Genomic DNA, 14,668 nt, shown 5'->3' with positions numbered 1-14,668 from the left:
CGCAGGATCGACGCCTGCTCGTGGTCGAGCAACATGCGCCAGGTCGACGGCGTTGCCTGCACCACCGTGACCTGCTGCTGTTCGATCATGCTCAACAGCGCTTGCGGGTCCTGGGCCGTCTGCTTGTCGACCAGCACCACGCGCGCACCGCAGAGCAACGGGCCGTAGATTTCCAGACCGAAAATATCGAACGAGAACGTGGTCAGCGAGAGCATGCGGTCGGCGGCCACCAGCCCCGGTTCGCGAACCATGCTGACGACAAAATTGACCAGCGCCTGATGGCGCACCATCACGCCTTTGGGTTTGCCGGTGGAGCCGGAGGTGTAAATCGCATAGGCGAGGTTTTCGCCATCAATCGCGACGTGCGGATTTGTCTCGCTGTAGCCGCGCGCGTACTCGCCCAGCGGGTCAAGCAACAGCGTCTGCACCTCGTGCGGAATCGGCAATTGCTCGAGCAGATGCGTCTGCGTCAGCAGCAATTGCAGGCCGCTGTCCTCGATCATGTGCGCGAGGCGCTCTTGCGGATATTGCGGGTCCAGCGGCACGTAAGCGCCACCGGCCTTGAGAATCGCCAGCAGCCCGACCAGCATGTCGAGGCTGCGATCAATCGCGATGCCGACCAGTCGATCAGGACCGACACCGAGCTCGATCAGACGATGGGCCAACTGATTCGCCGAACGGTTGAGCTGCGCGTAATCCAGCGCCTGCCCGTCGAACACCAGCGCAGTGGCGTCTGGCGTACGCAGCGCCTGAGCTTCGATCAACTGGTGAATGCAAAGCTCGGTCGGGTAGTCGGCGGCACTGCGGTTCCAGTCGACCAGCACTTGCTGTTGCTCGCTGGCGTCGAGCAAGGCCAGTTCGCCGATACGTTGTTGCGGGTCGGCGACGATGCTCACCAGCAGGTTTTGCCAGTGCCGCGCCAGCCGCTCGATGGTGCCCTGATCGAACAGGTCGGTGGCGTAGGTCAACTGCGCGCCCAGGCCTTCGGCGCCGTCGAAGGTTTCCAGGGTCAGGTCGAACTGCGCGGTGCGCGACGGTTGATGCAAGTGGCGAATGCTCAGCGCCGATGGATCGGCAGCCGGGGCATTGCGCGTGGTGCCGCTGCTCTGGTGGTTGTACATGACCTGGAACAACGGGCTGTAGCTGAGGCTGCGTTGCGGCTGCAACGCCTCGACCAATTGCTCGAACGGCAAGTCCTGATGCGCTTGAGCGGCCATCGCGGTGGTTTTTACCTGCGACAGCAGCGTGCTGAAACTCGCTTGTGCGTCGAACTCGGTACGCAACACCTGAGTGTTGACGAAGAAGCCGACCAACCGCTCGGTTTCAACGCGATTGCGGTTGGCTGTCGGCACGCCGACGCGAATGTCGGCCTGACCGCTGTAACGGTGCAACAAGGTCTGGAACGACGCCAGCAACAGCATGAACAGCGTCACGTCCTGAGCTTTGGCCACGGCGCGCAGCTGGTCGGCCAGCGACGTTGGCAAGGCCAGTTCGACCCGCGCCCCGCGCAGGCTTTGCACGGCCGGGCGCGGATGATCGGCGGGCAACTCAAGCACCGGATGATCGTTGCCCAACTGAGTTTGCCAGTAACCCAACTGACGTTCGCGCTCGCCGGCCTCCATCCAGTGCCGCTGCCAGATGCCGTAGTCGGCGTACTGGATCGACAGCGCCGGCAGTGCCGGAGTCTGGCCCTGACGGTAAGCGCCATAGAGGTGCAGCAACTCCTCGATCATCACCCGCATCGACCAGCCATCCGAAGCGATGTGGTGCTGGGTCAACGTCAACACATGATCCTGCGCGCCGAGGCGCAGCAGGCTCACACGCAGCAGCGGCCCGTTGATCAGATCGAAAGCTTGCGCGCCCTGCGCGGCGACAAACGCATCGACTTGCGCCGCCTGCGACAGCGCGGTGCTGCTGCGGTCGAGCTCGTGCACGCCGATCGCCAGCGGCATGTGCGGATGAATCACCTGCACCGCGCGCTCGTCCTGTTGCTGGAACGTGGTGCGCAAGCTTTGATGACGCTCGATCAACGCATTGAAGCCGCGCTCCAGCGCCGTGACGTCAAGCTCGCCGTGCAACTGCATGGCGCTGGGAATGTTGTAAGCGGCGCTGTCGGGGTCCATCTGCCAGAGAAACCACTGGCGTTCCTGAGCAAAGGACAGCGGCACCGGATCGAACTGCGACTGCGTTTCGGGGATCGGCAGGTTGGCTGGCGAAACGCCTTCTTCGAGCATCTTTTGCAGATACACCCTGCGCTTGTCGAGCGGCAAAGTAATGAAGCGCCGAGCGATCTTCAAAGCGACATTGGTATCCATCAAACTTCCTCCATTTCGTCAAGCAGGGCGTCCAGCTTGCTCAGTTTCAACGTATCGATCTGCTCACCGGCGGTGGCCAGACGGCTGACGAAATCTGTCAGTACAGGGTTCTGGAACAGCAGTTGCGGGGTCAGTTTCAGCCCCAGTTCGAGTTGCAGCCGTGACACCACATTGACCGCCAGCAGCGAGTGCCCACCGAGCTCGAAAAAGTGGTCATGCAAACCGACGCGCTCCAGGTCCAGCACTTGCTCCCAGATCGCCGCGACCTGCTGCTCAAGTTCGCTGACCGGGGCGACATAACCACCTTGCAACTGGCTGGCATCCGGCGCTGGCAGCGCCTTGCGGTCGAGTTTGCCGTTGGGCGTCAGCGGCAGTTGCGCGATAAACAACACGTGGGCCGGCACCATGTACTCCGGCAGGCTTTGCTTGAGGCGCGCCTTGAGTGCCTCGCGCAAACCGCGTTGCGCCTCGGCATCGTCCAGCGCCAGTTGCGTGGCGACCACGTAGGCCACCAGTTGCTGAGCGCCCTGTGCATGCAATGCGAGGACCGCGACTTCGCTGACCGCGTCCTGTTGCAGCAGGCGCGCTTCGATTTCACTCAGCTCGATGCGGAAACCGCGAATCTTCACTTGGTGGTCGATGCGCCCGCGATATTCGAGCACGCCGTCGGCCCGATAACGGCACAGGTCGCCAGTGCGATACAGACGCTCGCCGTTGCTGGCGAACGGGTTCGGCACAAACTTCTCGGCAGTCATGTCCGGCCGTGCCAGATAACCGCGCGTGATGCCGGCGCCCCCCAGGTACAGTTCGGCGCTGACGCCAATCGGCACCGGTTGCAGGTCGCCATCGAGCAGGTAACTGGCGGTGTGTTGCAGCGCTCGGCCGATGTTCGCTGTGCCGCCCGCCTCGCGCCGGGTCCAGGTCGAATAGGTGGTGTCTTCGGATGGGCCGTACAGGTCGAAAACCTGCTCGATGCTCGCCTGCTCGTAGAGCGCATCCACCAGCGATTGCTTGAGCGGCTCGCCGGCGAGGTTGATGATGCGCACGCTGTCGGGAATCTGCCCGGCACTGTGCAGCGCATTGATTGCCGAAGGCACGGTGTTGATCAGGCGCACTTGATCGCGCGCCGGCAATTGCGGCAGTTCCAGCGCATTGTGGGCGATGATCAGCGAGCCGCCGTTGGCCAACGTGACGAACAGCTCCCACACCGACAGGTCGAAGCACACCGAGGTCGAGGCCAGCACGCCTTGGATGTCGTCGCGGCTGTAGACCGTCTGCGACCAGTCGATCAGCGCCAGCACGTTGCGATGGGCGATCGCCACGCCTTTCGGTTTGCCGGTGGAACCGGAGGTGTAGATCACGTACGCGAGGTTGTCCGCAGTGACGCCGGTAACCGGTGCGGTGTGCGGATACGCCGCCAGTTGCGAGTCGAGCTGATCGATCAACAGCAGCTGCGTGTCGGCGCCGACGGTAAGCGTCGCGGCGACGGCCTGCTCGCTGAGCAGCACCCGCGCGGCGCTGTCTTCGAGCATGTAGGCAACGCGCTCCGCCGGGTATTGCGGGTCCAGCGGCACGTAGGCACCACCGGCCTTGAGCACCGCGAGCAGCGCGACCAACAAACTGGCGGAACGCTGCATGGCGACGCCGACCCGCACCTCCGGGCCGACCCCCAGCTCGATCAACTTGTGCGCCAGGCGATTGGCCCGCGCGTCGAGTTCGGCGTAGGTCAATTGTTGTGAGGCGAAGGTCACCGCCAATGCGTGCGGTTGCGCCGCCACTTGCTGCTCGATCAGCTGGTGCACGCAAAGGTCCTGGGCGAAACCCTGGCCCGGCGGATTCCACGCCAGCAGCACTTGCTGCTGCTCGTTTGCATTGAGCAATTGCAGTTCATCCAGGCAACGCTCGGTGGCGGTCATCTGGCTCAGCAGATGCTGCAGATGCGCCGCCAGTTGCTCGATGGTCGCCTGGGCAAAACTGCCGCGCTGATAGCTCATGTGCACCGTCAATTGACGGTCCAGGCTCACCAGCACGGTCAGCGGATAGTTGGTCTGTTCATGGTTGGCCACCGCGCCGAAGCGCAACCCGTCCGGCGCGCCCTGTTCCAGCGCCTGGGAAATCGGGTAGTTCTCGAACACCATGATGCTGTCGAACAAGGCTTCACCGCCCTGCCCGGCCCAGCGCTGGATGTCGAACAGTGCCGTGTGTTCGAACTCGCGCAGTGCCAGGTTCTGCGCCTGCACCGCTTGCAACCAACTGCCCAGCGGCTGCTGCGCACGCGGCGTGGCGATCACCGGCAAAGTGTTGATGAACAAACCGATCTGTTGCTCGACACCCGGCAAGTCGGCCGGCCGCCCGGCGACAGTCGCGCCGAACGCCACGGTGTATTTGCCGGTGTAGCGTTGCAGCAACAGCAGCCATGCGGCTTGCACCAGCGTGTTGACCGTGACTTTCGAGGCGCGGGCGAACTCGCTCAATCGCAAGGTTTGCTCGGCATCCAGCACCTGAAAGTGATCCGCATAACCTTGCTCGTCGGCGTCCGCCGGGCGGGCCATGGCTTGCGCCAGACGCGTCGGTTGCTCAAGGCTGCGCAGCGCCGGCAGCCAGAAGGCTTCGCTGGCGGCGGCGTCCTGACGTTGCAGCCAGTCGATGTAATCGCGATAGCGTCCGCCATGCGCAGCCTGAAACTGGCCGCTGTAACGCTGCAGCACTTCGCCGAGCAATTGCGAGTTGCTCCAGCCGTCCATGAGGATGTGATGGTTGGTGTAGATCAGGTGATGACGGTTGTTATCGATGCGCACCAGCACCAGACGCAGCAAGGTCGACGCGTGCAAATCGAGACGCTGGCGTTCGATGTCCGCGAGGGTTTGCAACGCCTGTTGCTGCTGCGGCTCGGCGCGCAGGTCATGCAAGCTGTACGGCATCTGCGCGTGTTTGCTGACCACCTGCACCGGCGCGTCCAGTTCACCCTGCCAGACGAAGCGCGTGCGCAGAATGTCGTGGGCATCCACCGCCGCTTGCCAGGCCTGATGGAAGCGCTCGGGGTCGAGCCCTTCGACGTCCAGACGCATCTGATTGATGTAGTCGCCGGTGGCTTCTTCGTACACCGCGTGGAACAGCATGCCTTGCTGCATTGGCGACAGTGGATAGACGTCTTCGATCAACTGCGGCGCCAGCGGCAAGTGGTCCAGTTGCGCCTGGCTCAAGCGTGCCAACGGGAAGTCCGAAGGCGTCACGCCGTGTTGCCCGGCCTCGCAGCAATGGCTGATCAGCGCTTGCAGTTCCTGCGCGTAATCGTCGGCCAACTGTTGAATGGTTGCCTCGTTGAACATCTCGCGACTGAAGGTCCAGCCCAGGTTCAATTCACCGCCATACACCTGACCGTTGAGCGCCAGATGGTTGGCCAGTGGCGCCTCGGCGTGCAGTTCATCACCGGGCGCTTCGCTGGACGGCACGAACAATGCGCCGTCGCTCTCGGTGAAACTGCCGTCGAACTGGCCGAGGTAGTTGAAGGTCAGGCGCGGCACCGGCAATTGCCCCAGGGCCTGGCGCGCGGCGGCGTCACCCAGATGCGCCAGCGCACCAAAGCCGATGCCTTTGTTGGGGATCGCGCGCAGTTGTTCCTTGATCTGTTTCAGCGAACCGCCGAGGTCGGCCAGCGGCGTCAGTTTCGCCGGGTAGACGCTAGTGAACCAACCGACGGTGCGGGTCAGGTCCACGCCGTCGAACAGTTCTTCGCGACCATGCCCTTCGAGCTGGATCAACGTGCTCTCGGCGCCGGTCCAGCGCACCATGACGCGAGCCAATGCAGTCAGCAGCAGATCGTTGACTTGGGTGCGATACGCCGCCGGAGCGTCTTGCAGCAGTTGCCGGGTCAGGTCTTTGTTCAAACGCGTGCGCACGGTCAGCGCGTGGCGATTCTGCTGCCCGCCCTCGGCGTGGTCCGCCGGCAACGCGACCTCGGCGCCTTGCAACTGTTGTTGCCAGTAGGCCAATTCCTGTTGCAACGGCGCACTGCGCGCATAGGTTTGCAGGTGTTCGGCCCAGACTTTTGCCGCGCTGGTTTTGCCCGGCAATTGCAGCGGCTGATCGGCGAGCAGCTGCCGATAAGCGCTTTGCAGGTCGTCAAACAGGATCCGCCACGACACGCCGTCGACCACCAAATGGTGGATCGCCAGCAGCAACCGCTGGCTGCCATCGTCGAGGTTCGCCAACACCGCACGCACCAGCGGCCCGTCTTGCAGGTTGAGGCTGCGTTGCGCTTCATTGGCCACGACTTCCAGCCCGGTCGCGTCGGCGACATCCACCGCCCAGACCAATGCGTCGCCGTGTGGCTCGACTGCGCGGTAGTGCGCCTGCCAGCCCTCGGCCTGCTCGACGAAACTCAGACGCAACCCATCGTGATGCGCCACCAGCGCGCCTACTGCACGTTCCAGCACAGCAGCGTCGAGAGGTTGCGTCGGTTTGAGCATGACCGCCTGATTCCAGTGCTGGCGCTCAGGGATGTTTTGCCCGAAGAACACCTGCTGCACCGGCAGCAGCGGCAGTTCGCCGGTCACCGGGCCTTGATCGATCAGCAGCGCTTGCTCGCCTCGTCGCGCAACGCTGGCCAAGGCCTGAATGGTCTGGTGCTGGAACAAGTCTTTGGGGGTAAAACGGATGCCGGCCTGACGCGCGCGGCTGACCACTTGGATCGAGATGATCGAATCGCCGCCGAGCTCGAAGAAGTTATCGCTCAAGCCGACCCGATCAAGTTTCAGCACGTCCTGCCAAATCGTCGCCAGTTGCTGCTCCAGCGCACTTTGTGGCGCGACGTAGGCTTGCTGCAACTGACTGACGTCGGGTTTCGGCAAGTTCTTGCGGTCGAGTTTGCCGTTGGGGGTCAGCGGCAGGCGTTCGAGCAGCAGCAAATAGGCCGGCACCATGTGCGCCGGCAAGGCGCTTTTCAGTTGCTCGCGCAGGCTCTCGGCAAAATCGGCGCGCGCGACATTTTGCGCATCGCTGACCACATAGGCGACCAGACGTTTGCCGCTGCCGGCGGTGCCTTCCTGGGCAACCACCACCGCTTCGCGCACGCCATCCAGCGCTTGCAGGCGCGCTTCGATCTCGCCGAGTTCGATACGGAAACCACGGATTTTCACTTGGTTATCGATGCGATCCAGATAATCGAAAGTGCCATCGGCGCGCTGGCGCACCAGGTCGCCGGTGCGGTACAGCAGGCCACCGACGTTGCTGAACGGGTCGGCCACAAAGCGTTCTGCGGTCAGCCCCGGACGGTTCAGGTAACCGCGGGCCAGGCCCGTGCCGCCGAGGTACAACTCGCCCGCCATGCCTTGCGGCAACAGGTTGAGGTCGGCGTCGAGCACATAGGCGCTGCGGTCGCCGATGCGGCTGCCGATTGGCGCGTACGCGGCGCCACACGGTTCGGCGCGACCGGCCTTCCAGATCAGCGGCGTGACCACGGTTTCGGTCGGGCCGTAACCGTTGATGATGTAATCCGGGTCGAGGGCGCGCTTGACCCGCTCGAAACTGGCGGCCGGCACGGCGTCGCCACCGAAGCAATAGATCCGCACTTTCGGCGGGTTGCCTTCGCGCTCGGCGTGCTCGGCCAGTTGCTGCAGGTACACCGGCGGGAATGCGACCACGGTGACGCCGTGCTCGCGCATGGCGTTGTAAGTCTGTTCCGGGGTCCACAGGCTGTCATCGCGAATCAACAGCGAGGCGCCGTGAGTCAGGCTGGTCAGCCAGCGCTCGTGGGCGCCGTCGAAAGCAAACGACATGAAGTGGAATTCGCAGTCGCTGGCGCGCATTTCGTAACGCTCGCCAATCGCCTGGCAATGCATCGCCAATGGGCCGTGGGCGACGCTGACGCCTTTCGGGTTACCGGTCGAACCGGAGGTGTAAATCACGTAAGCGAGGTTGTGCGGATCAAGCGCCACGGTCGGCGCGGTATCGGGTTGGCCACTGAGGTCGAGGCGGTCAAGTTCCAGCACCGGGGTCGCGCCGTCCAGCGGCAGTTGCGCCGACACGCGCGAATCGCTCAGCAACAGCGCCAGCCCCGAGTCCTGCATCAGATACGCCAAGCGTTCACGCGGGTAGCTGGTGTCCAGCGGCACATAGGCGCCACCGGCCTTGAGCACGGCCAGCAGCGCGACGATCACCCCTTCGCTGCGCGGCAACGCCACGCCGACCCGGGTTTCGGCGCCGACGCCACGGGCGATCAGTGCGTGAGCCAGCTGATTGGCGCGGCGGTCGATCTCGCCATAGCTGAAATGCTCCCCGGCAAAAATCACCGCAGTGCGCTCCGGCGCCTCGGCCGCCCATTGGCTGATGCGCTGGTGTACCGTGAGGTCCAGCGGATACGGCTGCGGGTGGTTGTTGGCCAGTTGCACGGCCAATTCCTGCGCACTCGCCAAGGCAATTTCGCCGAGGTTGCGTTGCGCCGACTCGGCAAATTGTTCGAGCAATTGCAGCAACTGCGCGCTGATGCGTTCGATCACCGCCGCGCAGAAATGCGCGCGGTCGAAGCTGTAATGCAGCGCCAGAGTCTGGCCGAGGGTCACGGCGACGCTCAGCGGGAAGTGCGTCTGTTCGAGGCTGGTGACTTCACCGAACACCACGCCTTGCTCCGCGCCTTGTTGCAGCGCCTCGGCAATCGGGTAGTTCTCGAACACCAGAATGTTGTCGAACAAGGCCTCGCCGCCCTGCCCGGCCCAACGCTGAATATCTGCCAATGGCGTGTGTTCGAACTCGCGCAGGCTGAGGTTTTGCGCCTGCACCGTTTGCAGCCAGGCCGCCACGCTCTGGTCCGGACGTGGCGTGCCGATTACCGGCAAGGTGTTGATGAACAGCCCGACTTGCTGCTCGATGCCCGGCAAATCCGCCGGACGCCCCGCCACCGTCGCGCCGAACGCGACCGTCTGGTGACCGGTGTAACGCTGCAACAACAGCAGCCAAGCGGCTTGCACCAACGTGTTGAGGGTGACTTTCTGCTGCCGGGCAAACGCTTCGAGCGCTTGCGTCTGGCTGGCCGGCAACGTCTGATAATGATCGCCATGACCGCTTTGGCTTTGCTCGTCGCTGACCACGCGCGCCAGCCGCGTCGGCTCTTGCAGGGGCGCCAGTTGCTCGGCCCAGAAGTTCTCGCTCAGCTGCGCATCCTGACGTTGCAGCCAACCGATGTAATCGCGATAGCGCCCGGCCGCAGCCGCTGGCGCGCGCCCGCGATAGCGCTGCAAGACTTCGCCAAGCAACTGCGAGTTGCTCCAGCCATCCATCAAAATGTGGTGATGGGTGTAAATCAGGTGCCAGCGATCGGCAGCGGTCTGCACCAGCACCAGGCGCAGCAACGGCGCCTGGGTCAGGTCAAAACCTTGTTGGCGTTCGGCATCGGCCAGGTTATCGAGGGCGGCGAGCTGATCGTCACGGCTGCACCAGTCCAGCGTGGTAAACGGCAATTGCACCTGTTTATGCACGATCTGCAGTGGTTGTTCGAGCTCGCCCTGCCAGACAAAACCGCTGCGCAGGATGTCTTGGGCATCGACGGTGGACTGCCACGCTGCGCGGAAACGCTCGGGATCCAGCCCTTGCACATCGACGCGCAACTGGTTGATGTACTCGCCCGCCGCTTGCTCGTACAGCGTGTGGAACAGCAAACCCTGTTGCATCGGCGACAGCGGGTAAAGGTCGTCGAGCAGCCCGACATTCACCGGCAGCGCATCGATTTGCGCCTGGCTGATGCGTGCCAACGGGAAGTCCGACGGCGTGGCGTGTGGCGCTGGCAGCGTGCTGCAGTGTTCGATCAACTCGCGCAGCTCGGCGCCGAAGCTATCGGCCAGTTGCTGCACCGTCGCCCGGTCAAACATCTCGTGGCTGAAATCCCAGCTCATTGCCAGTTCGCCGCCAAAGACCTGGCCTTCCAGGGTCAACCAGTTAGCCAGTGGCGCACTTGGGTCCTGAGCCTGGCCGCTGCCCTCGGTGGACGGCACAAACAGTGACGTTTGGTCGAACTGACGATCAAACTGCCCGAGGTAATTGAAGGTGATCCGTGGCGGCGGCAGTGCCGCGAGTTGCTCGCGCTGCGCCGGTTCGCCGAGGTGGCGCAACACGCCGTAACCCAGGCCTTTGCCCGGTACGGCGCGCAGTTGTTCCTTGACCGTCTTGATCGAATCCGCCAGCGTCGCCGCCGGTTGCAGGCGCACCGGGAACAGGCTGGTGAACCAGCCCACGGTGCGGGTCAGGTCAAGCTCATCAAACAGATCTTCGCGACCATGACCTTCGAGTTGAATCAGCGCCGCCGGTTGAGCGCTCCACTGGCAGAGCACCCGCGCCAGCGCCGTCAACAGCAAGTCGTTGACTTGCGTGCGGTATGCCGCTGGTGCGCTTTGCAGCAGTTGGCGGGTCAGTTCGCGGTCCAGGCGCCACTCGATTTTCTCGCCGAAGCGGTTGTCGAGACGACCGTCGGCGCGATCACGCGGCAGTTGCTGTTCGCTGGTTTGCTGCTGCCAATAAGCCATTTCTTCGTTGAGCGCTGGCGCGTGCAGCTGCAAGCGTTCGGCCCAGGCCTGATAGGCGCTGGTCTTGCTCGGCAGGACAATCGCGCCGCCACTTTGCAGCTGCGTGTAAGCCTGCTGCAGATCTTCGAGCAGCAGCCGCCACGACACGCCATCGACGGCCAGGTGATGGATCACCAGCAACAAGCGTTGCGCGCCATCCGCCAGGGTCACCAGCATCGCTCGCAGCAGCGGACCGTCAGTCAGATCGAGGCTGCGCTGGGCTTCGTTGCACAACGCGAGCAGCGCGGCCTCGCTGTCGGCCTGTCGCTGCCAAAGTGCGCACTCGCTTACTGCGCCGGCATAGTGTTGCTGCCAGCCTTGCGCGCCTTCGACGAAACGCAGGCGCAGCGCGTCGTGGTGATTGCACAAACGCGTCAACGCGGTTTCCAGCCACTCGGCTTGCAGCGGTTCGCGTGGTGCCAGCAGCAACGACTGGTTCCAGTGGCCGCGCTCGCTCATCGGTTGCGCAAAGAAATATTCCTGCACCGGCGTCAGCAGCACGTTGCCGCTGGCCGGGCCTTGATCGATGTTGCTCTGCTCAGCGACCGTCGCCACCAGCGCCAGGCTGCGCACGGTTTGATACTGGAACAAGTCGCGCGGGCTGAGGCGGATGCCGGCCTGACGCGCACGGCTGACGACCTGGATCGAAATGATCGAGTCGCCGCCCAATTCGAAGAAGTTGTCCTCCAGGCCAATACGCTCGACACCGAGCACGTCCTGCCAAATCGCCGCGAGGGCTTTTTGCAGCGCGTCTTGCGGTTCGACAAAGGCTTGCTGCACCGCCGCTTCCGGCTCGGGCAAGGCCTTGCGATCAAGTTTGCCGTTGGCCGTCACCGGCAGTTTGACCAGCGGCATCAGGTGCGTCGGCACCATGTATTCCGGCAGACTGCCGAGCAGCCAGGCTTTCAGCGTTTGCGGCCATTGTGCATCCGGTTCAGTGTCGTCGAGCACCAGATAGCCGACCAGATGTTTGCCGCCCTGCACCAGCACCACCGCTTCACGCACCAGCGGGTGCTGCATCAGACGGGTTTCGATCTCGCCCAACTCGATACGCAAACCGCGCAGTTTGACTTGATGATCGAGACGCCCGAGGTATTCGATAACCCCGTCGGCGCGTTGGCGCACGCGGTCGCCGGTGCGGTACAGGCGCGCACCGTCATGGAACGGGCACGGCACAAAACGCTCGGCGGTCAGCGCCGGACGACGATGGTAACTGCGCGCCAGACCGGCGCCACCGAGGTACAACTCACCGGCGACACCCGCCGGCACCGGCGACAATTGGGCATCCAGCACGTGGGTGCGCAGGTTGGCAATCGGCTGGCCGATCGGCACGCTGTCGGCGCCTTCATCGACGCAGGTCCAGTGAGTAACGTCGATGGCGGCTTCGGTCGGGCCGTACAAGTTATACAAACCAGCGTTCGGCAGTTTGGCGAACACTTGCAATTGCGCATCCAGCGGCAGTGCTTCACCGCTGCAGACGATCCGCTTGAGGCTGGTGCAGGCTTGCACGCCCGGCTCATGGATGAAGGCCTGGAGCATCGACGGCACGAAGTGCAACGTGCTGATACGGTGGCGATCGATGGTTTCGATCAAGCGCGCCGGCTCGCGGTGCTCACCCGGCGCCGCCACCACCAGGCGGGCGCCGGTCATCAGCGGCCAGAAAAACTCCCACACCGACACGTCGAAACTGAACGGGGTTTTCTGCAACACCGCGTCGCTGTCATCCAGGCCATAGGCTTGCTGCATCCAGCACAAACGGTTGACCAGCGCCGCGTGGCTGTTGCCGGCACCTTTGGGTTTGCCGGTGGAGCCGGAGGTGTAAATCACATACGCCAGGTTCTGGCTGTGCAGCGCCAGCGGCAGGCGCTCGGCGCTGTAGCGATCCAGCCAATCGGCCGGCTGATCAAGGGTGATGACCGTCACGCCAGCCGTCGGCAAGCGCTGCAACAGCGAAGTCTGGGTCAGCAACAGCGCAATCGCGCTGTCTTCGATCATGTAGGCCAGGCGTTCCTGTGGATATTCCGGGTCCAGCGGTACATAGGCGCCACCGGCCTTGAGAATCGCCAGCAGGCCGACGACCATTTCGATCGAGCGCTCAACGGCAATCCCCACCAGCACATCCGGGCCGACGCCGTGCTCGCGCAACAGCTGCGCCAGTTGATTGGCCCTGGCGTCCAGTTGCGCGTAGCTCAACGTTTGCTCGCCGAATACCAGCGCCGTCGCTTCGGGGCTGCGCGTTGCCTGAGCTTCGATCAACCGATGCAGGCATTGGTCGGTTGGATAGGCCTGCGCCGTGGCGTTCCAGTCGTGGACCAGCGTCTGCTGCTCGGCCGCGTCCAGCAGCGGCAATTCGCCGACACGCTGGGTGGCATCGGCGACCATCGCCTGCAACAGGCGCGTCCAGTGCCGGGCCATGCGCGCGATGGTTGCAGCGTCGAACAGGTCGTTGGCGTAGGTCAGCGCCGCGTGCAGTTTGCCGGCCTTTTCCCAGGTATCCAGTGTCAGGTCGAACTGCGTCGTACGACCCTGCCAGTCGATCATGCCCAATTCCAGGCCCGAGGCCGTGGTCACCGTGCTGATGTCGGCGACTTGCGGCTGGTGGTTGTACATCACCTGGAACAGCGGCGTATGGCTGAGGCTGCGTTCCAGTTTCAGCGCTTCGACCAGACGCTCGAACGGCAAATCCTGATGCGCCTGGGCGCCGAGCGCGGTTTCCTTGATGCGGCTGAACAGTTCACTGACGCGGGTCTGGCCGTCCAGTTGGGTGCGCAGCACTTGGGTGTTGACGAAGAAGCCGATCAAGCCTTCGGTTTCACCGCGATTACGGTTGGCGATGGGCACGCCGACGCGGATGTCGGTCTGCCCGGTGTAGCGGTGCAACAGCGCGTTGAAGGCGCCGAGCAGCAGCATGAACAAAGTGATGTTGTGCTTCTGCGCGGTGGCGCGCAGTTGTTCGGCCAGTTGCTCATCGACGGCAAATTCATGGCGGGTGCCGCGATAACTCGGCATCGCCGGACGCGGGTGATCGAGCGGCAACTCCAGCACCGGATGCTCATCGCCCAATTGCGCCTGCCAGTATTGCAGTTGCCGCGCCTGCTCCCCGGCTTCCAGCCAGCGGCGTTGCCACAGCGCGTAGTCGCTGTACTGGATCGGCAGTGCCGCCAGTTGCGGTTGCGCGCCGGCATCATGGGCGTCGTAGCAACGGATGAACTCGTCGATCAGCACGTTCATCGACCAACCATCGGAAACGATGTGGTGCAGGGTCAGCAGCAACACGTGTTCGTCCTCGGCGAGTTGCAGCAACTTGACTCGCAGCAGCGGACCGACGGCCAGATCGAACGGCTGCAACGACTGTTGCTCGGCCGCTTGCGACACCGCCAGTTCACGCTCGGCGGCCGGCAAGGCGCGCAGGTCGAGGTGCTCGATGCGCAGCGGCGCGGTGCTCGGCACTTGTTGCAGGCTGTCATCGGGCTGGCGCTGGAATACGGTGCGCAAGGTTTCGTGACGCGCGACCAGGCTGGCAAACGCCTGATCCAGCGCAGTCAGGTTCAACCGACCGGTAAGGCGTACCGCGCCGGGCAAGTTGTAGGCGCCACTTTGCGCGTCCAGTTGCCAGAGAAACCACATGCGTTGCTGGGCATAGGACAGCGCTTGGCGGTCCTGCGCCTCGACCCCTTGCGGGATCGGGAAACGGGCGAAATCCACGCCTTCCTTTTGCAAGGCCGCTAGGAACATCTGGCGCTTTTCAAGGGGCAACCCGATAAACCGGCGAGCAAGTTTCAAGGAGTCTTCAGCATTCAT

Annotated in this window: 2 protein-coding genes (1 of these 2 cut by a window edge); both read right to left on the bottom strand. The window is 63.6% G+C overall.

Features of this window, described 5'->3' with window-relative positions:
• Positions 1-2,315 carry the start of a non-ribosomal peptide synthase/polyketide synthase gene (locus FBY12_RS00085; RefSeq protein ID WP_145249899.1) on the bottom strand. 11,260 nt of this gene lie to the left of the window's left edge, so 2,315 of the gene's 13,575 nt are visible here — the first part of the coding sequence; it begins with the start codon at positions 2,313-2,315; the stop codon falls past the left edge of the window.
• Positions 2,315-14,668 carry a non-ribosomal peptide synthetase gene (locus FBY12_RS00080; protein ID WP_145249896.1) on the bottom strand — a complete coding sequence of 4,118 codons (12,354 nt, stop codon included), beginning with the start codon at positions 14,666-14,668 and terminating at the stop codon, positions 2,315-2,317. The genes FBY12_RS00085 and FBY12_RS00080 overlap by 1 nt, the downstream gene beginning before the upstream one ends.

The sequence above is a fragment of the Pseudomonas sp. SJZ131 genome, from assembly GCF_007828705.1.
Taxonomy (GTDB): domain Bacteria; phylum Pseudomonadota; class Gammaproteobacteria; order Pseudomonadales; family Pseudomonadaceae; genus Aquipseudomonas; species Aquipseudomonas prosekii.
The sequence above is the reverse complement of the archived record's forward strand: the minus strand, read 5'-3'. Positions and strand labels throughout refer to the sequence as shown.

What these genes read in the sequence shown, in the direction of transcription:
- FBY12_RS00080 (WP_145249896.1), bottom strand. Translation starts at nt 14,668, where the DNA reads ATGAATGCTGAAGACTCCTTGAAACTTGCTCGCCGGTTTATCGGGTTG.